Below are 20,134 nucleotides of genomic sequence, written 5' to 3'. Positions count from 1 at the left end.
TGGCGTCGATTGCCGCAGGCGAACCGGGCCAGAACCGGGAGAAACGCCATGGCAAACCTCGACGGCACAATATCCGATGCCGGTACGCGCCTCGCGGCGCAGCACGCCGAACCGAAGATCAACATCATCACCACCCGCGACCTTCGCGACGCGCTCCTGCGCGGCTGGGAGGATTTCAAGGCGCAGCCGAGCCACCTCATCTTCATCGCGCTGATCTATCCGATCGCCGGCGTGATGCTCGCGCAGCTGACCGTGAGCTACAACATCTTCCCGCTGCTCTTCCCGCTGCTGGGCGGCTTCGCCTTGCTCGGCCCCTTCGCCGCGATCGGCCTCTACGAGGTCAGCCGCAGGCGCGAGCTCGGCCTGGATTCCTCCTGGAGCCATGCCTTCGGCATCCTGAGATCGCCCTCGATCGGCCAGATCCTCCTGCTCGGCGCCATGCTGACCGGGCTCTTCATCGCCTGGCTGTTTGCCGCCTGGTTCATCTATCGCGGCCTGCTCGACCTGCCGCCAGACGTCTCGACGCCGGACTTCCTGCGCGCGGTCTTCACCACCTTCGACGGCTGGGTGATGATCATCGTCGGCAATTCGCTCGGCCTGCTCTTCGCCATCCTCGCCTTCTCGATCTCGGTGGTGTCCTTCCCGCTGATCATCGACAAGGGCGTCGACGCGCCGACCGCGATCAAGACCTCGATCGCCGCCGTCGAGGCCAATCCGCGCGTAATGATGTATTGGGGTTTGATGATCACCGGGCTTCTGGTGCTCGGCTGCCTGCCAGTGCTGGTCGGCCTGATCGTGGTCATGCCGGTGCTTGGCCACGCAACCTGGCACCTCTACCGCAAGCTCGTGGAGGCCTGACGGGAAAGCCTTCCGTTCCGGCAGCGGCGCCTGGAACGCCTCAATAGTCCAGCGTTCTTGCGCCCGGCGTGCCGCCCGCTCCGAACCGTTGAATGAGCTGGCGGCGGCTGGCCTGACTCATGGCAGCGACAGGGGCGGTGACCGCCGCCCCCGCAATGCGCGCGCCTCCCAGCGCCGCCATGCCGACCTGCTCGGTCAGGCTGGCCTCGCCGCCCGCCAGCGACTGGCCGGACAGGCGCTGCCCCAGCACGCGCACCATCTCAGGGCTGTCCGCGAAGGTATTGTGCGCGAGCGGATCCCCGGCCTTCACGTCCGAGGTGTCGATGATCGAAATCCCGAGCGCGGCGAGCGCGGCAGCATAAGGCCGCATATCTGCGGCGCCGACGCGCTCGACATCTCCCGAGAGCCAGCGCGACAAGGCCAGCGCGCGATCGTTGCGGGAGGAGAAGATCGTAAAATGCGGCCGCTTCGAACCCATCTCGATGATCTGGCGGCGAAACACGTCGAGATCGATGTCCGGCGAGGCGAGCACGACGTTCCGGATCTTGGCGGAAATCCCCTTGTCGCGCAGAGCGATGTCGCGCAGCGCTTCCGTGACCAGCCAGCTTCCCATCGAATGCGCCAGGATCGTCACCTCGCCGACATCGGGGCTTCTGGTGGCCCCCAGCAACAGCTCCTCCAGCGCATGGCGGGAAAAATTCGTGCTCTCCTTGTCGTAGACATAATCGAACACGCTGGCGCGCGACGGCCAGGTGAACAGGACCGGAGAGGCGTCGATACCCGCGTCATGGGAGATCTGGGCGAAGCGATAGACGGCGTCGGAATAGGTGTTGTTGAAGCCATGCACGAAGACGAGCAACCGGCGCTTCGAACCGCGATTGCGCCGGTACCAGTCCATGGCCGCGTTGGTGGACAGGACCGGCGCGACCTTGAGCGTGACAAAATCGGTCTCCGGATTGCCCGGCGACCTGCCGGGCCACTGGATTTCCCCGACCTTGCGATTGCTGTCGGGCGGGACGGAGACCACGATGTTCGTCAGCGAGATCGCCGTCGCCCGTTCCCCGGTGAAGAGCTCGCCCGGGTCGCTCGCCGGCTTGCGTGTCGTGGCGACGAGCATGTCGACGCGGCTCGCGCCTGGCACGGAGGCAGCGACCGGCACAAGAATTTTCGATGGCTGCGTCGCGCAGGCGCCCAGAAACAGGCAAAGACCGATCACCAGGCGATTGGAAGAGCCCATCATCACGCTGCTCGCTCCCCAGCCGGCATGTGCCGCCCCGGTCTGGTCAAGGATGTCAGGAAGCTGCGGATGATCGCAACCCCGTCCCGGGCAAGCGAGAGATCAGCCTCCTCGAGGAGCCACTCATTGATCAGACCGTCCAGCAGGGCATAGAGCGCGGTCGCAGCGGAACGCGCCGTCCAAGGCGCCGATAGCGCGCCGTTGCGTTGCGCGGCCTCGCATATCTCCGTCAGAGCCAGTCTGACCTGCTGCCGAAAATATCGCGCGCTGCTGACATCGTCATACGCCTGATCAGCATCGATCGCCTTGAGCAGCTTGAGGATGGGCTTCTTTGCGGGCTTGCCCTGAAGCTCGACAAAAGTCGTCGCGATCACATCGCCCAGGGCATCGAGCGGAGCGAGCGTCGCGCCACCCAACAGACTCTGCGCAAGCTGCCGCATCGGCAGGATCAGCTCGTCCCGAAACGCGAACAGCAGTCCGAGCTTGTTTCGAAAATGGAAGTGGATGGCTCCGCGCGAGACGCCGGCCGCCACCGCGATCTCATCCAGCGAACAAGTCTCATAGCCGCGCTGAAGGAACAGCGCTTCAGCCGCCTGCAGGATCGTCTGCCGCGTCTCCGCAGCCTGCTCTTTGGTCCTGCGCACGGATCCGCCTCTCGCTTCGTGCAAGGCATATATACAAACGAACCGATTGTATATGAATATCCGCACCGTCATTGCGAGCGCACCGAAGCAATCCAGAAGGCGTAGAGCGAGCCCTCCTGGATCGCCTCGCTGTTCAAGCTCCTCGCAATGACGGTTCAAGCCGCGCGGAAAATGATTCAGCTAAGCGCGCCCTCACTCACCCGAGAAAAAAACGCGATCGCTTTGAACCTGCCTGGCTTCTCCCGCGACCAATGGGCATGGAGCTGCATGGTGCGGCTCCTTCCAAAACTCCAAGGGAGACGATCATGACCACTCGCACCACCGTCGCCGGCCTCGCCACCGCCTTCGTTCTCGGCGCAGGCGCCCTGATCGGCGGCTCGCTCGCCACCTCCTCCGCCGCCCAGGCAGCGCCTGGCTGGCATGGCGGCTACGGCCATCACAGCCATTTCGGCCATTTCGGCGGAGGCCATGGCCGCTGGGGCCATCGCGGCGGCTGGGGTCGCCCGATCTATGCCGGAGGCTATTATGGCGGCTGCTACACCGTCCTGCGGACCCGCTTCGTCCCCGGCCTCGGCTATGTCGAGCGCCCCGTGACCCGCTGCCGCTGATCACGATCATGCCGCGCCATGCAGGGAGCCGGAGCGATCCGGCTCCCTCGGCGTTTAAGATTGGGGCGCACGGCTCATGCTCGGAACTGCGTCGCGATCCAGGAACCTTTGCCAGCGAATCCGGTTCACTTTGCGTCACGCAAGCCGTGACGCGCTATTCACGCGGACCGCCATGGTCCGCCCGGAACCGGGGCTACCATGAACAACATCATCTATATCGTCGGCCTGATCGTGGTCGTCCTGGCGATCCTGTCCTTCCTCGGCCTACGCTGAGGGCCCTAGCAAAACACCAGGCAAAAACAGGAGGGACCAAGCCGGGCAGGGCTCAGCCGCGGTCGTCGCGACCCGGCTTCTTGCCCTTGAAGGGTTTGCCCGCAGGCTTGCCGCCGAAGCCGGGCTTGTTCCCGGCATAGGGCTTCGCTCCACCCGGCTTGCCGGCATAGGGCTTCGGCCCCGACCTGAACGAGACATTGGGGTCGGACAGCGCGTCCCGGTCGCTGCGAACCGGATCATAGGGCTTGGCCGCGCCGAACGGCTTGCCCTTGCCCTCATAGGCCTTCTTCTTGCCCTCATAGGGCTTCTTCTCGCCGCCCTCATAGGGCTTTCGCTCATAGGGCTTCTTCTCGTAGGGCTTCTTCTCATAAGCCCTGGCAGGCGGGCGGTCTGTATCGCGCTCAGGGCGCGCATAGGCCGAAGGCGCATGGCTTGCCTTTTCGGCGAAGGGCTTTGCCGGGCGCCGTTCCTCCTCACCGGTGACAGGCTGGATCACGATCTTGTCGCGATCGACGGCCTTTGCCAGCTCGTAGAAGCGCTCGGCGACATCGGCGTCGATCTCGACCTTGGTCTCCTTGTCGAAGATCCGGATCGCGCCGACCTCGTCGCGCGTGATCTTGCCGCGACGGCACAGCATCGGCAGCAATTGGCGCGGATCGGCGCCGTCCTTGCGGCCGATATTCAGAACGAACCAGACCGTATTGCCGCGCGGGCCGGCCTTACGCGGCCCCTCGGCGCGCGGACTGTCCTCGCGGCCTTCGCCGAACCGGCCACCTTCGCGTGGCGCATACTCCTCGCGCGAACGGATCGGCCGCGAATCGCGTTGAAAGTTCGGATCGCCGACCTCTTCGGCGCCGGGCAGGCGCGAACGGTAGACCCGCACCAGCGCAGCCGCGATCTCCTGCGGCGAACGTCCCGCCAGCAGCGCCTCGACCATGGGGGCGTCGTCCTCGTCAGCCTCTCCCGTCAACAGCGGATCGCTCAACAGCCGCTGCTGGTCGAGCGCGCGGATTTCCTCGGCCGTCGGCGGCCCGGCCCAGACCGCCTCGACCTTGGCCTCGGCGATCAGCATCTCGGCCTTGCGACGCCGCGACACCGGCACCAGCAGGACACTCGTGCCCTTGTTGCCGGCGCGGCCGGTGCGGCCCGAGCGATGCTGCATGACCTCGGGGTCGTTGGGCAGTTCGGCATGGATGACCAGCGTCAGGCCGGGCAGATCGATGCCGCGTGCCGCGACATCGGTCGCGACGCAGACCCGCGCCCGACCGTCGCGCAGCGCCTGCAGCGCCGAATTGCGCTCGCTCTGGCTGAGCTCGCCCGAGAGCGCCACCGCCGAGAAGCCGCGCTCCAGCAGGATCGCCTCGAGATGGCGCACGGCGTTGCGGGTGTTGCAGAACACCAGCGAGCACGGCGAATCATGGAAGCGCAGCAGGTTGACGACAGCGAGCTCGGCCTCCTTCGGATAGACCCGGATGGCGCGATATTCGATATCGGCATGGCCGCGCGAGCCGCCTGTGACCTCGATGCGCAGCGCGTTGCGCTGGTAGTTGGTCGCGAGCTGGATGATCGCCTTGGGCAGCGTCGCCGAAAAGAGCAGGCTCTGGCGCTCGGCCGGCGTCGTCTTCAGGATGAATTCGAGATCGTCGCGGAAGCCGAGATCAAGCATCTCGTCGGCCTCGTCGAGCACGACGGCCTTGAGCGCGGAAACGTCGAGGCGGTGGCGCTCGATATGGTCGCGCAGGCGGCCGGGCGTGCCGACGACGATATGGGCGCCTTCATCGAGCAGCGCGGCCTCGCGGCGCGGGTCCATGCCGCCGACGCAGGCGATGACGCGGGCATTAGCGTATTTGTAGAGCCAGGCGAGTTCGCGCTGGACCTGCAGCGCCAATTCGCGCGTCGGCGCGATGATCAGCGCCAGCGGCTTGCCAGCGCGGCCGAAGGCTTCCGCCTCGCCGAGCAGGGTCGTGGCGATGGCGAGCCCATAGGCGACCGTCTTGCCGGAGCCGGTTTGCGACGAGACCAGCAGGTCGCGCCCGGCGGCAGCGTCTTCGAGCACGGCGTTCTGCACCGGCGTCGGATCGGAATAGTTGCGCTCGGCGAGCGCACGCGCGAGCGGCGGGCTCGTAGGAAGAAAGGACATGAGGTGTCGTGCCTAGGGTTACGGCGCAGATCAGGAGACGGCGCAGGAATTCGGGCGATGAGCGGCGCGGCGCGCAAATGCAGCCAGTCCGCAGCCATCGATTGAAATGGGCTCATAAAGCAGATCGCGGCAAAAGGGAATGGAGGGGGTGGATGACACGGCCACCACCACCTGATTTGCCCGCCCGCTCTTCCGCAGACGGCCCCCATGGCGTAAGGGCGCGGGAAATCCGCTTCCCCCAGGTTCCGTGAACGCATGATCCGCCTCGAAAACATCAGCAAGCAGAACGGTCAGCAGATCGTCTTCATCGAGGCCTCGGCGGCGCTCCAGAAGGGGGAGAAGGTCGGCCTCGTCGGCCCCAATGGCGCGGGCAAGACCACTTTGTTCCGGATGATTACCGGGCAGGAACAGCCCGATGAGGGGCAGGTTGGCGTCGATCGCGGTGTGACCATCGGCTATTTCAGCCAGGATGTCGGCGACATGAAGGGCGTCAGCGCCGTCTCCGCCGTCATGGACGGAGCGGGCCCAGTGAGCAGCGTCGCCGCCGAATTGCGCGAGCTGGAAGCCGCCATGGCCGATCCCGACCGCGTCGACGAGATGGACGAGATCATCATGCGCTATGGTGAGGTCCAGGGCCGCTTCGAGGAACTCGACGGCTATGCGCTCGACGGCCGGGCGCGCGAGGTGCTCAGCGGTCTCGGCTTCAGCCAGGAGATGATGGACGGCGATGTCGGCGCGCTCTCGGGTGGCTGGAAGATGCGGGTCGCACTCGCCCGCATCCTGCTGATGCGGCCCGACGCGATGTTGCTCGACGAGCCGAGCAACCATCTCGACCTGGAGAGCCTGATCTGGCTGGAGGAGTTCCTGAAGGGCTATGACGGCGCGCTTCTGATGACCTCGCATGATCGCGAATTCATGAACCGGATCGTCAACAAGGTGGTCGAGATCGATGGCGGTTCGCTGACCGCCTATTCCGGCAATTACGAGTTCTACCAGGAGCAGCGCGCGCTCGCCGAGAAGCAGCAGCAGGCCCAGTTCGAGCGCCAGCAGGCGATGCTCGCCAAGGAGATCAACTTCATCGAGCGCTTCAAGGCGCGCGCCTCGCACGCGGCCCAGGTCCAGAGCCGGGTGAAGAAGCTCGACAAGATCGACCGGGTCGAGCCGCCCAAGCGCCGCCAGACCGTGTCCTTCGAGTTCCAGCCGGCGCCGCGCTCGGGCGAAGACGTCGTCACGCTCAAGAACGTGAACAAAGCTTACGGCAGCCGCAGCATCTATGAAGGGCTCGACTTCCAGGTGCGCCGCAAGGAGCGCTGGTGCGTGATGGGCGTCAACGGCGCCGGCAAATCGACGCTGTTGAAGCTGGTGACGGGCGCCACCGAGCCCGACACAGGAACGGTCGCGCTCGGCGCCACCATCAAGCTGGGCTATTTCGCCCAGCACGCCATGGAGGTGCTGGATGGCGACCGGACCGTGTTCCAATCGCTGGAGGATTCGTTCCCGCAGGCTGGCCAGGGCTCGCTGCGCTCGCTTGCCGGCTGCTTCGGCTTCTCCGGCGACGATGTCGAGAAGCGCTGCCGGGTGCTCTCGGGCGGCGAGAAGGCGCGCCTCGTCATGGCCAAGATGCTCTATGACCCGCCGAATTTCCTCGTGTTGGACGAGCCGACCAACCATCTCGACATCGCCACCAAGGAGATGCTGATCACAGCGCTCTCGCAGTATGAGGGCACCATGCTGTTCGTCAGCCACGACCGCCACTTCCTGGCGGCGCTGTCGAACCGTTTGCTGGAGCTGACACCCGAGGGCGTGCACGCCTATGGCGGCGGCTATACGGAATATGTTGCGCGCACGGGCCAGGAGGCGCCGGGCCTGCGGAGCTAGAGCGTTTTAAAGCGAAGTGGACACCATTTCGCGTGAAGAAAACGCGTTAAAACAAGCAGCTAGAGCATCGGCCCGAAAAGTGGGAACCGGTTTTCGGGGAAAGCCGATGCAAAACCAAACTCTACAGCATCTGACCGAATATCGAATTCGGGCAGATGCTGTGATCAGGCCTGCGCGACGGTGGCCTTCAGCAGGCGCCCGGCTGCCGCCCGCGCCTCCTCGGTGATGCTCGCGCCTGCCAGCATGCGGGCGATCTCCTCGCGCCGCGCCTGATCGGCCAGCGCCGAGACGCGGGTGACGGTGCGCGAGGCGCTGTCCCCGTCGAGCGCCGATTTGGCGATCAGGAAATGCTGCCCGGCCTTGGCCGCGACCTGCGGCGCATGGGTCACCGAGATGACCTGGACCTTTTGCGCGAGCCGCGCCAGGCGCTCGCCGATCGCATCCGCGACCGCGCCACCGACGCCGGTGTCGATCTCGTCGAAGACAAGGGTGGGGGCCGAGCCGCGCTCGGCCAGCACCACCTTCAGCGCCAGCATGAAGCGCGACAGCTCGCCGCCGGAAGCAACCTTCATCATCGGGCCCGGCCGCGTGCCGGGATTGGTCTCGACCCAGAACTCGACGCGGTCGAAGCCTTCGGGCCCGCGCGCCGTCTCGTCTGAGTCGATCTGGGTGATGAAGCGCGCCCGCTCCAGCTTCAATGGCGGCAATTCCGCCTTGACCGCGCCGTCGAGCCTGGCTGCGGCCTGCTTGCGCTGCGCCGACAAGGCCTTCGCCAGTTTGACGAAGGCAGCCTCCGCCTCGCGCAACTCCGCCTCGAGCCGGCCAAGCGAGGTCTCGCTCTCGTCGAGCGCCGCGAGATCGGCGACCATGCTCTCGGCGAGCACGGCCAGACCGTCGACGGGCACGTCGTATTTGCGCGCAGCTGCGCGCAAGGCGAACAGGCGTTCCTCGACGCGCTCCTGCTCGCGCGGATCGTATTCGGCGGCACGCATCGCAGCGGCGAGCGTCTCCGACGCCTCCTCCAATGCGACGAGCGCGGTGTTGAGTGCGGCGAGCGATGGATCGATCAGGCCCGGCGCCTGCGCGGCACGGCGCTCCAGCCGCCGCAGCACGGCGGCGAGCGCCGGCACCGGGGAGCCCTGCCCGCCCACGGCCTCATGCGCGTCGATCAGGTCGCGCGCGACCTTCTCCGCCTGCATCATGCCTTGCCGCGTTGCGGCGAGGCTATCTTCCTCCCCGGGCTGTGGCGCGAGCTTGCCGAGTTCCTGAACCGCATGGCGCAGGAAATCGGCCTCCTTGCGCGCCGCCTCGACGCGGATGCGCTGCGCCTGCAAGGCCTGGCGCGCGCGTTTCAGCGTCTCGCTGGCTTCAGCCACGGCCGCGGACTGGCTTTCCAGCCCACCGAAACCGTCGAGGATGAGGCGGTGCTGCGCCGGGTCGGTCAAGGCACGGTCGTCATGCTGGCCGTGGATCTCGACGATGGCCGCACCGATCATCCGCAGGATCTGGACGCTGACCGGCTGGTCGTTGACGAAGGCGCGCGTGCGCCCGTCGGCATATTGCACCCGCCGCAGGATCAGGTCGCCATCAGTGTCGATTTCCTGCGCCTGCGCCAGGAGCCGCGCTGGATGCTGCATCGGCAGATCGAAAACCGCCCCGACCTGGCCCTGCGTTTCGCCATGGCGTACGAGCCCGCCATCGCCGCGCCCACCCAAAGCGAGCGCGAAGGCATCGAGCACGATCGACTTGCCGGCGCCAGTCTCACCGGTCAGCACGCTCAAGCCCTCGCCGAAGCTCAGATCGAGCCGGTCGATCAGGACGATGTCGCGTATCGAGAGCTGCGCCAGCATGGCGCTTAGCGCAGGCTCAGAAAGCGGGGCATGCGCGGAAAACCCTCATGCGTTCGATCTAGAACAATGTCCGATCCGATGGACCGGGCGTTGTCCTATCTTTTCGTTTCGGCGCGTTTTCTTCACGCGAACCGGCACCCACTTCGCTCGAAAACGCTCTAGAACGGGTTCAGGCTGACGACAGCTCGCGAGAAGCCCTGGAAGGCGCGGCTGATATAGGAGCCGCGATCCTCGCGCGGAGCCAGGCCACCGCTCTCGAGCAGCACATAGGCGTCCTTGTACCAGGGGCTGTCGGGGAAGTTATGCCCGAGAACGGCTGCTGCCGTCTGCGCCTCATTGGTGATGCCCAACGCCATATAGGCCTCGGTCAGGCGCATCAGCGCCTCCTCGACATGGCGCGTGGTCTGGTACTTGGTGATGACGTCGCGGAAGCGGTTCACCGCGCCGGTGTAGTTGCGCTTCTCCAGATAGAAGCGCCCGACATTCATCTCCTTGCCCGCGAGCTGGTCGCGCGCGACGATCACCTTCTCCTTGGCGTCGGTGACATATTCGGACTTCGGATATTTCTGCAGCAGTTCGTCGAAGGCGGCGATCGCCTTCTCCGTCCGCTCCTGGTCGCGCGTCGCATCCGGAATCTGGTTATAATAGGACATCGCCATCAGATACTGCGCATAGGCAGCGTCAGGGCTCGCCGGGTTCTGCGCGATGAAGCGCTTCGAGGCGGTGATCGCGTCGTCCCACTTGCTCGCCTGGTAATTCGTATAGGCGGACAGGATCAGGCCCTTCTTGGCGAAGGGAGAGAACGGCGCGTTCTTATCGATCTCGCCGAATTTTTTGGTCGCGCCCTCGCTATCGCCATTCTGCATCCGCGCCAGGCCCTCATTATAGAGCCTGTCGGCGGGAACATCGGCGACGACCTCGGGCTTGTAGACCTCGGGTTTGTCGAAGGGATTCATGTTCGACAGCGTATCGCAGCCGCCGAGCATCAGGGCGACGCCAAGAGCAAGGCCCGTGCTGCTGCGCATCGATCCGGCGCGATGGATTGTCGGAATGGTCAGCCGCTTGACGCTCACGTCGTCTGTCCTCTTTCGATCGTCCCCACTTAATGGGGAAGCATGCCTTACCTCAGACGCCGCCCATGCGCCACCGTCGAAAACGAGGCGCATGATCTGGAACAACCGGACGAGCGGCGATAGCGGCGCGGAACCTGTCGCCCCGCGATAACATCCGGTGCGAGCCGATTCCAGCAGCGTACATTCGACAGAAAGCAGGCGAATGGAAGGCGCAGACGCGTCTTAGCCGCGCGCGTCAGTGCAAATCCGGCGCGAAGGCGGCCGGCGCTGCCGCCGCCATCTGCACGGCGCGCGGAGCCGCGTAAACCGGCTCGGCCTCGACGATCGCGTAATTGGCGCGGTCGGCGAACAGCGCCTCCAGGATGCGGACATTCATGCGATGGCCGCCGCAATAGGAGCGGAACTCACCCTGGATCGGATAGCCGGCAAGCGCGAGATCGCCGATCGCGTCCAGCACCTTGTGGCGCACGAACTCGTCGGCATAGCGCAAGCCTTCGGGATTGATGACCTTGTCGTCACCGATCGCGACCGTGTTGTCGAGCGAGGCGCCGAGCGCGAAGCCCGCCTTCCAGAGCTGCTCGACATCGCGCATGAAGCCGAAGGTCCGCGCGCGGGAAATCTCACGCGCATAAGCCACCGGCTCCAGGTCGAAGACCTTACGCTGGCGGCCGATCACGGTGGTGTCGAAATCGATCTCGACGTCGAGGCGGAAGCCCTCTTGATCCGACGGAAGCAATTCGGCGAAGGCGCGGCCATGCTCGATGCGCACCGGCTGCAGGATCTTGAGGTAGCGCCGGGCGGCCTGCAGCGTCGTGACGCCGGCAGTCTCGATCGCGTTGACGAATTCGGTGGCGCTGCCGTCCATGATCGGCATCTCGGGGCCGTCGATCTCGACAAGCACGTTGTCGAGGCCAAGACCGGCGCAGGCCGACATCAGATGCTCGATGGTCGCGACCGAAGCCGAAGCCTTGTCACCGATCACGGTGCAAAGCTCGGTAGCGCTGACCTTGGTGTGTTTGGCATGGATCAATTGCGCCGGCTGGGCATCGAGCCCCTTGCGCAGGAAGACCACGCCCGAATTGGCGCTGGAGGGCTTCAGGCAAATGGTGGCGGGTGCTCCGGAGTGCACGCCGATCCCGGTCAGGGTCACGGGGGCGCGCAGTGTCGTCTGCCGATCGAAGCTCATCTGGTATCCAATCCTGATCGCTGGGAACGTGGCAGAGCCTGACATGGCTCCCGAACCGACCGTCGCTGCGATGCCTCGGACATCAAACCCCTGGCCGAAGCCCTGCGCCGATGTCCCCGTTAGTGCAGATGCAACATAAGCGCTTCGGACAGGGTGACAAAATCACGCTTTCTTTCGCTGTGTTACAGCCCTCACAAAGCCAGGAAAGATTGATCATCCCGTTGATAAATATGGTTTTCCAGACATGAACAAAGCCCGGTTCGCTGCAGCGCACCGGGCTTTGTTACAGAGGCGTGGGAGCTACCCCTGCGTCAGTTCGCCTGGCGACGCAGGAATGCGGGGATTTCCAGCTGGTCTTCCTCGCTGCTGCGATTCGGGGCGGCGCGACCCATCTGGTCGAGCTGACCCTGCGCCGGGCGCGCGACCGGCGCCGCCGGACGGCGCATATACTCGGCATGGGCCGCGCTCGGCGCGGGCGCCGCGGCGGGAGGCTGCGGAGCCTGGCGCAGCGGAGCCTGAGGCTCCTGAGCCTCATCCTCCTTGCGGCCGAAGCCGACCGAGGCCAGGCGCTGCATCAGCGACATCCGCTTCTGGTCGACGGAGCTTGGCGGCTGGGGAGCCGACTGCGCGCCACGCTGGGCGGCAATCTGGTTCTGCGCCGGCACCGGCAGATCCTCGATGCGGGGCATCCGCGTCGGGCGGATCACGGCGCGCTCCGGAGAAGGCGGGATGAAGCTGCTCTCCGGCATGGCCTGCTGCGCGACCGACAGCATCGGCTCGGGAGCCGGCGCCGCCGACATCATCGCGCGCGGCTGGACCGGCTCGATATGGATGTCCTCGGTGATCGGAGCAGGCGCCGGGGCGCGCAGCGTCTCGACCTGCTGCGGCATGCGCAGATCCATCACAGGCTCGGGCGCCGGCGGCGGCGTGAAGCCGCGCACCGGGGCGCTGGTGCTGCGCAGGCGGGCTTCCGCCTTCAGGCGTTCGGCGACCTGGGCGATGCGGGCCTCGGTCTCGTCCATCTCGGCCTGGGTGGTGACGGGCTTGTCGATGCCGGTCGCCACGACCGAGACGCGCACGATGCCTTCGAGCGATTCGTCGAAGGTCGCGCCGACGATGATGTTGGCCTCGGAATCGACCTCCTCGCGGATACGGGTGGCGGCCTCGTCGACCTCATAGAGCTTCATGTCGCGCCCGCCGGTGATCGAGATCAGCAGGCCGCGCGCGCCCTTCATCGAGACGTCGTCGAGCAGCGGGTTGTTGATCGCGGCCTGGGCAGCCGACAGAGCGCGCTTCTCGCCCTGCGCCTCGCCGGTGCCCATCATCGCCTTGCCCATGCCGCGCATCACGGCGCGCACGTCGGCGAAGTCGAGGTTGATCAGGCCTGGGCGCACCATCAAGTCGGTGATGCAGGCGACGCCGGAATAGAGCACCTGGTCGGCCATGCCGAAGGCGTCGGCAAAGCCCGTGGTCTCGTTGGCGACGCGGAACAGGTTCTGGTTCGGGATCACGATCAGCGTGTCGACCGCCTCGTTCAGCTCGCCGATGCCGGCTTCCGCCATGCGCATGCGGCGATGGCCCTCGAACTGGAACGGCTTGGTGACGACGCCGACGGTGAGGATGCCCATGTCGCGGGCGACGCGGGCGATCGCGGGAGCAGCACCGGTGCCGGTGCCGCCGCCCATGCCGGCGGTGATGAAGACCATATGCGCGCCCGCCAGGTGGTCGCGGATCTCGTCGATGACCTCTTCGGCCGCCGCGCGCCCGACTTCAGGCTGCGAGCCGGCGCCAAGACCCTCGGTGACCTGCAGGCCCATCTGGATGATGCGCGAGGCACGGCTGAGCGCCAGCGCCTGGGCGTCCGTGTTGGCGACCACGAAATCGACGCCGTCGAGACCGGCCTCGATCATGTTGTTCACGGCGTTGCCGCCGGCTCCACCAACGCCGAACACCGTGATCCGGGGCTTGAGTTCCCGGATGTCCGGGGCTTGCAGATTCATCGCCATGGTTGCCTCTTTTGATCCTTGTCCGGCGCCTGGCGGGAGCCGTCCCGATTGCTACGATTGACACTTGGCGCCGCCGGAAAAACGCCCCGGCGCACCGTTACCCCTTAGAAACTTTCCTTCAGCCACCGGCCGACGCGGGAGAAATACCCGTCCGTTCCCGTGGCGAAATAAGCCGAGCTGGCGCGCGGCTCGAAATGCTCGACATGCGCCACCTGCGGATAGACCAGGAGCCCGACGGCCGCCGCGAAGGCCGGCCCCTTGCCCGCTTCCGGCAAACCCTTGATGCCGAGCGGCCGGCCGGTGCGGACCTGGCCGCCGAGGATGCGGCGCGCCGCCTCGGGCAGGCCGGTGAGCTGGCAGGCGCCGCCCGTCAGCACGACGCGGCGTCCCGCCTGGGCGGAGAAGCCTGCATTGCTGAGCCTGTCGCGCACCAGCTCGAGGATCTCCTCGACGCGCGGCTTGATGATCCGCACGAGATGCGACTTGGCCAGGTGGTTGGGCATGTCGCGCTCGTCGTCATCGACCTGCGGCACGGAGATCATGTCGCGTTCGTCCGAGGCGCTGGAGATCGCCGAGCCGTGCAGCGTCTTCAGCCGCTCGGCCGCCGAGACGCGGGTGGAGAGCCCGCGCGCCACGTCCATGGTGATGTGGTTGCCGCCGACTGCGATCGCGTCGGCATGCATCAGATGGCCGCCGGAGAAGACACCGAGGCTCGTCGTGCCGCCGCCCATATCGACGACCACGACGCCCATCTCGGCCTCGTCATCGACCAGTACGGAGAGACCCGACGCGTAAGGCGTCGCGACGACCGCCTCGACCTCGAGATGGCAACGCTCGACTGCCAGCATGACATTGCGCGCGGCCGAGGCCTCGCTGGCGACGACATGCATGTCGACCGAGAGCTTGCCGCCGATCAAACCGCGCGGATCGAGCACGCCGGGGGAACCATCGAGCGCATAGCCGGTGGGGAGCGCATGCAGCACGGCCTTGCCGGGCTTGAGCGCATGCATCGCGGCCGCGGCCAGCACGCGCTTGACGTCGCTGTCGCCGACCGCGCCGGCGCGCAGATCGACGCCCGCCGCATAATGCTGGGAGCCAAGCCGGCCGCCGGTCAGGTTGACGATGACCGATTGGACCTCGACCTTGGCCATGCGCTCGGCCGCGTCGACCGCCGCGCGGATAGCCCGCTCGGCGCTTTCGAGATCGATAATCGCCCCGCCCTTGAGGCCGAGCGAACGCTGATGGCCGATGCCGATGATGCGCGCGACATGGGTGCGACCGCGCAGCCGTTCATTGGCCTCGGCTGGGTTCAGTTCGGCGATCAGGCAAACGACCTTGCTGGTGCCGATGTCTAGAATCGACAAGGTCGCGCTCTTGCGCGACGACAAGGGCCGCATCCGCGGCGTCAGGCCCTGGGAGGTCAGATTCATGCTTCGCCTCCCTTCTTCTTGGTCTTGCTCTTGAGCTGCTCAGTGCGGGCGCTGGCCGCCTCTTCCGACAATCGCATCACCACCCGGTCGGGCTGGCGCAGGTCGATCGCGAGCAGATCCTTGTCGAGCACGCGGAAATCGCTTTCGAGCCCGGCGAGCCGCTTGACCGCGACGCCAGGCTGAGTTTCGGGCAGGCGCACATCCATTCCGTTGTCGAGCTTGAGTGTCCAGCGGCGTCCGGAGACGAGCGTCGCCGCCCGGATATGCGCCGCCAGCGGCCCGGCCTCGCCGCGCAGCGCGATGTACTCGGCCGCGCGCAGATTGGCGCCGGGCCCGACGACGAGCGGCAGATGCGCGAAGCGTCCGTCATCCATCTTGTCGATCACCGTCCCGTCGGCTGCGATCACGAACAGGTCGCCCTTGACCTGCCAGAGCGCGTAGGGCTCGCGCTCGACCAGCGTGATCGAGATCTCGCCCGGATAGAGCTTGCGGACCGTCGCCTCGCGAATCAGCGGCGTCGCCTCCAGGAGCTTGCGCGCCTGGTCGGCATCGAAGAAGGCGAGCGAGATCTTCGGATCGATCCCGGCAGCGACCAGGACCTCGACCTCGGACAGCTCCGTGAGGCCCGAGATCGTGACGCGGTCAATGCCGAGCCCGACCAGCCGGGCCAGCATGTGGTGCGGCTCGCCATAGGCCTGGCGCAGCGCCTCGACATGGCCGCCAAGAACGCTGCCCGCGCCGATGCTCAGGCTCAGGAAACCGAGCGCGAGCCAGGTGCCGATGCGGCGCGGCAGGCGCTGCGCCAGAGGCACCGCGACCGCGCTGCGCCGCGAGCGGCGCAGCCAGCGCCCAGACCGCTCCCCGACGAGGAGTTGCGGTCCGGCGGCAGGGACCGGCAAGCGGGAGGTGGCTGACGCCATCACCGCATTCACCGATCGAGGGAGGCGTCCTCCACCATCCATTTGACGAGTTCACCGAAGTTCATGCCCGCATGGGCGGCCAATTCGGGCACCAAGCTCGTTTCGGTCATGCCGGGCTGCGTGTTGACTTCCAGCCAGACGAGAGTGTCGGTCTCGTCGTCATAGCGGAAGTCAGACCTGCTAACGCCCCGGCACCCGATTGCTTGATGCGCCGTTAACGCACACTCTTCGATCTGCTGGTAAATTTTTGGTAAAATTTGAGCCGGGCAGATGTGGATCGAACCACCTTTCGTGTATTTCGCATCGTAGTCGTAGAACTCCCCGGTCGAGGCCCGGATCTCGGTCACGCCCAGCGACTTGCCGCCCAGCGATTTGCCGCCCATGACGGCGCAGGTCAGCTCGCGCCCCTTGATGAAGCTTTCAGCCAACAGCGTATCGCCGCAGGGCCAATCCTCGCGGGCGATTTCCTGCGGCGGGTGCTCGCGACCCTTCTTGACGATCACGACGCCGACGGACGAACCCTCATCCACCGGCTTGAGCACGTAAGGCGGCGGCAGAACGTGCTTTCTCGCCGCATCGAAGCGGGAAACCACAATTCCATGCGCCACCGGCACGCCGGCCGCCGCGACGACGAGCTTGGCCTTGTCCTTGCGAATCGCGAGCGCCGAGGCGAGCACGCCCGAATGCGTGTAGGGGATGCGCAGAATCTCGAGCACGCCCTGAATCAGGCCATCCTCGCCGAAGCGCCCATGCAGGGCGTTGAAGGCGACGTCCGGGTGCAATTCATCGAGCACCTGGGCGATGTTGGGCTGCACATCGATGCGCGTAACGCGGAAGCCGACGCTCTCCAGCGCCCGCGCACAGGCCGCACCGCTGTTGAGGCTGACCTCCCGCTCAACGGACCATCCGCCCATCAGCACTGCGACGTGTTTGGTCATCGAGGTCATGGCTCCGCGTTGTCGCGAACCTCGACCCGTCATGGTTAATGCAACGTTAAGAGATGGCGCGAGAGCCGGCTGCCGGTGCCAAAACCTGCATATACGAGTTTGTCTCTGGGCTCGTTATCTTGTATATACCGATTGATGAGAATCCTGTGGGACGAACCGAAACGGCTCGCCAATCTCGTCAAGCACGGGATGGATTTCGCCTCGCTCGATCTCGATTTCTTTGCTCGCGCCGCAATCGGCCGAGCCAAAGATGGACGCCTGATCGCGGTGGGCGAACTGAATGGAATTATCACCGTGATCTTCATCATGCTCGGAACCGAAGCGCTATCGGTCATCAGCATGCGGCCTGCGTCGATCAAGGAAAGGAGAGGCCTATGACCAAGAAATTAGTTCCTGGCCAAGGGTACACGAAGGAGGACTGGGACGCCGTCGACAGTCCCGAACTGACTGACGAGGAGCTTGCGGGGCTTCGCCCGATGAAGGAGGCGCTTCCAGATTTCTATGCCGCCATCCAGGAGGAAATCCGCAAGCGCGGCCCGGCCCGGACCAAGGAAGCGATCTCGATCCGGCTCGACATCGATCTCGTCGAAAAGTTGCGCGCCTCCGGTCCGGGCTGGCAGTCGCGTGTCAACGAAGCGCTGCGGGACTGGCTGGAGCGGCCAGCGGCCTGAAAATTCAGGCCGCCACGCCGAGCCGCTTGATCTCCCATTGCAGTTCGAAGCCGGAATTCTGCTTCACCCGGCGCCGGACCTCTTCGCCCAGCCCCTCGATATCGGCCGCCGTGGCGCCGCCGGTGTTGATCAGGAAGTTGCAGTGCATCTCCGAGACCTGCGCCCCACCGATGCGCAGGCCGCGGCAGCCGGCTGCATCGATCAACTGCCAGGCCTTGCCGCCTTGCGGGTTCTTGAAGGTCGAGCCGCCGGTGCGCTCCTTGATCGGCTGGGCCGCCTCGCGCGCCGCCGTGACCCGGTCCATCTCGGCGAAGATGGCCGCCTGATCGCCCGGCCGGCCCTGGAACAGCGCCGAAGTGAAGATGATCTCATGGGTCTCGGCCGCGCTGTTGCGGTAGGTGAAGCCCATCTGCGTATGGCTCAGCGTGACGATCTCGCCCTTGCGGGTGACGCCGCGCGCCTCGACCAGCACATCGGTCGTCTCGCCGCCGTGGGCGCCGGCATTCATGCGCAGCGCCCCGCCGATGCAGCCGGGAATGCCACGATAGAAGGCAAGCCGGTCGAGCGAGGCGTCGGCCGCCGCGCGCGCGACCTTGACGTCGGGCACGGCGGTGCCGACGCGCAGGCGGTCACCCGCCTCCAGCGAAATCTCGCCGAAGGCCTTGCCGCCGAGCCGGATCACGACACCGGGAATGCCGCCATCGCGCACGATCAGATTCGAGCCGAGCCCGACCACCGTGACGGGGATATCGGCCGACAGATGAGCCAGCAGATGCGCCAGATCCTCCTCATCGGCCGGCGTGAACAGCACCTGCGCCGGCCCGCCGACGCGGAACCAGGTCAAGCCGGACATGTCGTGATTGGGCAGAAGCCGGCCGCGCAATTGCGGCGCAGCGGCGCGGAGATCGGGTGTGATGTCGGGGAAGGTCATGGGGTCGCTTTAGCGGTTCTCCCCCGAGGGGAGAAGGGTCAATCGGTGTGGCTCACCCCTTCAACGCCGCCAGCTCTCCCGGCAGCGCATAAGCCCATTGCGTGATGTTGCCGGCGCCCAGGAACACGACATAGTCGCCCGGTCCCGCCAGCTCCGCCACGATGCCGGCAAGCTGCTCCGGCCCCTCCAGCGCCAGCGTATGCCGGTGCCCGCGCGCCTTGATCCCTGACACCAGCGAATCGCGGTCGGCTCCGGCGATCGGCGTCTCGCCGGCCGCATAGGTCTCGGCCACGATCACCGTGTCGGCATCGTTGAAGCAGGCGGCGAAATCGTCGAACAGGCTGGAGAGCCGGGTGTAGCGATGCGGCTGCACGACGGCGATCACCTTGCTCTTGGTCGAGGCGCGCGCCGCCTTGAGCACGGCGGCGATCTCGACCGGGTGGTGGCCATAATCGTCGAAGATCAGCGCGCCGTTCCATTCGCCGGTCTTGGTGAAGCGCCGCTTGACCCCGCCGAAGCCAGCGAGAGCCGCACGGATGCTCTCGACCGGGATGCCGAGATCATAGGCGACCGCGATCGCCGCCGTGGCGTTGAGCGCGTTGTGGTGGCCCGGCATCGGCATGATCAGGTCACGCACGACCTCGTCGCGGCCGCGCTTGCGGTCGCGGATCAGGAGCGTGAACTTGGCCTGGCCGCCGGAGAGATCGATGTCGATCAGGCGGAAATCGGCCTGCGGATTCTCGCCATAGGTGACGACGCGGCGATCCTCGATCTGCCCGACCAGCCCCTGCACGGTCGGATGATCGATGCACATCACCGCGAAGCCGTAGAATGGCAGGTTCTCGACGAAGCTGCGGAAGGCCGCCTTGATCGCGTCGAAGGTGCCGAAATGGTCGAGATGCTCGGGGTCGATATTGGTGATAACAGCGACATCGGCCGGCAGCTTCAGGAAGGTGCCGTCCGATTCATCGGCCTCGACCACCATCCAGTCGCTCTCGCCCATGCGGGCATTGGTGCCATAGGCGTTGATGATGCCGCCATTGATCACGGTCGGGTCGAGCCCGCCCTTCTCCAGCAACGTTGCGACGAGCGAGGTCGTCGTCGTCTTGCCATGGGTGCCGGCGATGGCGACGCAGCTCTTCAGCCGCATCAGCTCGGCCAGCATCTCGGCACGGCGCACCACCGGCAGGCGTTGCTCGCGCGCGGCGATGAGCTCGGGATTGTCGCGTTTGATCGCGGTCGAGACCACAACGACCTCGGCCTCGCCGAGATTCTCGGCCTTGTGGCCGACGAAGGTCTTGATGCCCTTGTCGGCGAGGCGCTTGACGTTGGCGCCGTCGGCGGCGTCCGAGCCCTGCACCTTGTAGCCGAGATTGTGCAGCACCTCGGCGATGCCGGACATGCCGATGCCGCCGATGCCGACGAAATGGATGGAGCCGAGCTTTGGCGGCAGCTTCATCGGGGAACTCCTGTGGCGACGAG

General features: G+C 66.0%; 17 protein-coding genes. 5 read left to right on the top strand and 12 right to left on the bottom strand.

Annotation, left to right across the window (positions count from 1 at the left end; all coding sequences use genetic code 11):
* The first annotated feature begins 48 nt into the window (after window positions 1-48).
* Complete coding sequence (locus tag RMR04_RS08945; RefSeq protein WP_311914234.1) at window positions 49-858, top strand: DUF2189 domain-containing protein; 810 nt, start codon at window positions 49-51, stop codon at window positions 856-858.
* Window positions 859-898: 40 nt separating this feature from the next.
* On the opposite strand, the gene RMR04_RS08940 is transcribed toward RMR04_RS08945, so the two are convergent.
* Together RMR04_RS08940 and RMR04_RS08935 are read right to left on the bottom strand one after the other, a co-directional pair.
* The gene (locus tag RMR04_RS08940) at window positions 899-2,098 is read right to left on the bottom strand and encodes an alpha/beta hydrolase (RefSeq protein ID WP_311914233.1); all 1,200 of its coding nucleotides are present in this window, start codon (window positions 2,096-2,098) and stop codon (window positions 899-901) included.
* Entirely contained in the window at window positions 2,098-2,811 is a 714-nt protein-coding gene (locus tag RMR04_RS08935; protein WP_311914232.1) for a TetR family transcriptional regulator, read from the bottom strand. Before RMR04_RS08935 ends, RMR04_RS08940 begins: the two co-directional genes overlap by 1 nt.
* Before the next feature lie 233 nt (window positions 2,812-3,044).
* On the opposite strand from RMR04_RS08935, the gene RMR04_RS08930 reads away from it, so the two are divergent.
* Window positions 3,045-3,347 carry a sulfur globule protein precursor gene (locus RMR04_RS08930; RefSeq protein WP_311914231.1) on the top strand — a complete coding sequence of 101 codons (303 nt, stop codon included), beginning with the start codon at window positions 3,045-3,047 and terminating at the stop codon, window positions 3,345-3,347.
* 325 nt (window positions 3,348-3,672) lie between these two features.
* Here RMR04_RS08930 and RMR04_RS08925 read toward each other — a convergent pair whose 3' ends face one another.
* Complete coding sequence (locus RMR04_RS08925; protein ID WP_311914230.1) at window positions 3,673-5,760, bottom strand: DEAD/DEAH box helicase; 2,088 nt, start codon at window positions 5,758-5,760, stop codon at window positions 3,673-3,675.
* A 255-nt stretch (window positions 5,761-6,015) separates the two neighbouring features.
* Between RMR04_RS08925 and RMR04_RS08920 the strand changes: the two genes are divergently transcribed.
* Window positions 6,016-7,638, top strand: coding sequence for an ABC-F family ATP-binding cassette domain-containing protein (locus RMR04_RS08920; RefSeq protein ID WP_311914228.1), 1,623 nt, complete (start codon window positions 6,016-6,018; stop codon window positions 7,636-7,638).
* 164 nt (window positions 7,639-7,802) lie between these two features.
* On the opposite strand, the gene recN is transcribed toward RMR04_RS08920, so the two are convergent.
* The 7 genes from recN to RMR04_RS08885 all read right to left on the bottom strand — a co-directional run bounded on the left by recN (window position 7,803) and on the right by RMR04_RS08885 (window position 17,041).
* Window positions 7,803-9,488: a DNA repair protein RecN gene (gene recN, locus RMR04_RS08915; protein WP_311914227.1), complete on the bottom strand. Its 1,686-nt coding sequence runs from the start codon at window positions 9,486-9,488 to the stop codon at window positions 7,803-7,805.
* Window positions 9,489-9,646: 158 nt separating this feature from the next.
* Window positions 9,647-10,513 (bottom strand): outer membrane protein assembly factor BamD, encoded by an 867-nt coding sequence (locus RMR04_RS08910; RefSeq protein WP_311915779.1) that lies wholly within the window; start codon window positions 10,511-10,513, stop codon window positions 9,647-9,649.
* 283 nt (window positions 10,514-10,796) lie between these two features.
* Complete coding sequence (gene lpxC / locus RMR04_RS08905; protein WP_311914225.1) at window positions 10,797-11,747, bottom strand: UDP-3-O-acyl-N-acetylglucosamine deacetylase; 951 nt, start codon at window positions 11,745-11,747, stop codon at window positions 10,797-10,799.
* A 311-nt stretch (window positions 11,748-12,058) separates the two neighbouring features.
* Window positions 12,059-13,753 (bottom strand): cell division protein FtsZ, encoded by a 1,695-nt coding sequence (gene ftsZ / locus RMR04_RS08900; protein ID WP_311914224.1) that lies wholly within the window; start codon window positions 13,751-13,753, stop codon window positions 12,059-12,061.
* A gap of 104 nt (window positions 13,754-13,857) precedes the next feature.
* Window positions 13,858-15,183: a cell division protein FtsA gene (ftsA, locus tag RMR04_RS08895; protein ID WP_069692498.1), complete on the bottom strand. Its 1,326-nt coding sequence runs from the start codon at window positions 15,181-15,183 to the stop codon at window positions 13,858-13,860.
* A complete protein-coding gene (locus tag RMR04_RS08890) occupies window positions 15,180-16,103 on the bottom strand; it encodes a cell division protein FtsQ/DivIB (protein ID WP_311914222.1) in 924 nt (307 codons plus the stop codon). Before RMR04_RS08890 ends, ftsA begins: the two co-directional genes overlap by 4 nt.
* 8 nt (window positions 16,104-16,111) lie before the next feature.
* Window positions 16,112-17,041: a D-alanine--D-alanine ligase gene (locus tag RMR04_RS08885; RefSeq protein WP_311914221.1), complete on the bottom strand. Its 930-nt coding sequence runs from the start codon at window positions 17,039-17,041 to the stop codon at window positions 16,112-16,114.
* 198 nt (window positions 17,042-17,239) lie between these two features.
* On the opposite strand from RMR04_RS08885, the gene RMR04_RS08880 reads away from it, so the two are divergent.
* Entirely contained in the window at window positions 17,240-17,428 is a 189-nt protein-coding gene (locus RMR04_RS08880) for a BrnT family toxin (RefSeq protein WP_410492219.1), read from the top strand.
* Window positions 17,425-17,721, top strand: coding sequence for a BrnA antitoxin family protein (locus RMR04_RS08875; protein ID WP_311914220.1), 297 nt, complete (start codon window positions 17,425-17,427; stop codon window positions 17,719-17,721). Before RMR04_RS08880 ends, RMR04_RS08875 begins: the two co-directional genes overlap by 4 nt.
* A 4-nt stretch (window positions 17,722-17,725) precedes the next feature.
* Here the strand turns inward: RMR04_RS08875 and murB are convergent, their stop codons facing one another.
* Window positions 17,726-18,652 (bottom strand): UDP-N-acetylmuramate dehydrogenase, encoded by a 927-nt coding sequence (gene murB / locus RMR04_RS08870; RefSeq protein WP_311914218.1) that lies wholly within the window; start codon window positions 18,650-18,652, stop codon window positions 17,726-17,728.
* A 52-nt stretch (window positions 18,653-18,704) separates the two neighbouring features.
* On the bottom strand, window positions 18,705-20,111 hold the full coding sequence (gene murC / locus RMR04_RS08865) for a UDP-N-acetylmuramate--L-alanine ligase (RefSeq protein WP_311914216.1): 1,407 nt from the start codon (window positions 20,109-20,111) through the stop codon (window positions 18,705-18,707).
* Between the last annotated feature and the right edge of the window lie 23 nt (window positions 20,112-20,134).

Origin of the sequence: Bosea sp. 685, assembly GCF_031884435.1 — a bacterium.
Classification (GTDB): domain Bacteria; phylum Pseudomonadota; class Alphaproteobacteria; order Rhizobiales; family Beijerinckiaceae; genus Allobosea.
Note: the sequence above shows the minus strand (reverse complement) of the source record. Positions and strands in the feature narration are given on the sequence as shown.

What these genes read in the sequence shown, in the direction of transcription:
- RMR04_RS08875 (WP_311914220.1), top strand. Translation starts at nt 17,425, where the DNA reads ATGACCAAGAAATTAGTTCCTGGCCAAGGGTACACGAAGGAGGACTGG.
- ftsZ (WP_311914224.1), bottom strand. Translation starts at nt 13,753, where the DNA reads ATGGCGATGAATCTGCAAGCCCCGGACATCCGGGAACTCAAGCCCCGG.
- ftsA (WP_069692498.1), bottom strand. Translation starts at nt 15,183, where the DNA reads ATGAATCTGACCTCCCAGGGCCTGACGCCGCGGATGCGGCCCTTGTCG.
- RMR04_RS08885 (WP_311914221.1), bottom strand. Translation starts at nt 17,041, where the DNA reads ATGACCAAACACGTCGCAGTGCTGATGGGCGGATGGTCCGTTGAGCGG.
- RMR04_RS08920 (WP_311914228.1), top strand. Translation starts at nt 6,016, where the DNA reads ATGATCCGCCTCGAAAACATCAGCAAGCAGAACGGTCAGCAGATCGTC.
- RMR04_RS08890 (WP_311914222.1), bottom strand. Translation starts at nt 16,103, where the DNA reads ATGGCGTCAGCCACCTCCCGCTTGCCGGTCCCTGCCGCCGGACCGCAA.
- RMR04_RS08940 (WP_311914233.1), bottom strand. Translation starts at nt 2,098, where the DNA reads ATGATGGGCTCTTCCAATCGCCTGGTGATCGGTCTTTGCCTGTTTCTG.
- RMR04_RS08945 (WP_311914234.1), top strand. Translation starts at nt 49, where the DNA reads ATGGCAAACCTCGACGGCACAATATCCGATGCCGGTACGCGCCTCGCG.
- RMR04_RS08935 (WP_311914232.1), bottom strand. Translation starts at nt 2,811, where the DNA reads ATGACGGTGCGGATATTCATATACAATCGGTTCGTTTGTATATATGCC.
- RMR04_RS08930 (WP_311914231.1), top strand. Translation starts at nt 3,045, where the DNA reads ATGACCACTCGCACCACCGTCGCCGGCCTCGCCACCGCCTTCGTTCTC.
- recN (WP_311914227.1), bottom strand. Translation starts at nt 9,488, where the DNA reads ATGCTGGCGCAGCTCTCGATACGCGACATCGTCCTGATCGACCGGCTC.
- murC (WP_311914216.1), bottom strand. Translation starts at nt 20,111, where the DNA reads ATGAAGCTGCCGCCAAAGCTCGGCTCCATCCATTTCGTCGGCATCGGC.
- murB (WP_311914218.1), bottom strand. Translation starts at nt 18,652, where the DNA reads ATGACCTTCCCCGACATCACACCCGATCTCCGCGCCGCTGCGCCGCAA.
- RMR04_RS08925 (WP_311914230.1), bottom strand. Translation starts at nt 5,760, where the DNA reads ATGTCCTTTCTTCCTACGAGCCCGCCGCTCGCGCGTGCGCTCGCCGAG.
- lpxC (WP_311914225.1), bottom strand. Translation starts at nt 11,747, where the DNA reads ATGAGCTTCGATCGGCAGACGACACTGCGCGCCCCCGTGACCCTGACC.
- RMR04_RS08910 (WP_311915779.1), bottom strand. Translation starts at nt 10,513, where the DNA reads ATGCGCAGCAGCACGGGCCTTGCTCTTGGCGTCGCCCTGATGCTCGGC.
- RMR04_RS08880 (WP_410492219.1), top strand. Translation starts at nt 17,240, where the DNA reads ATGGATTTCGCCTCGCTCGATCTCGATTTCTTTGCTCGCGCCGCAATC.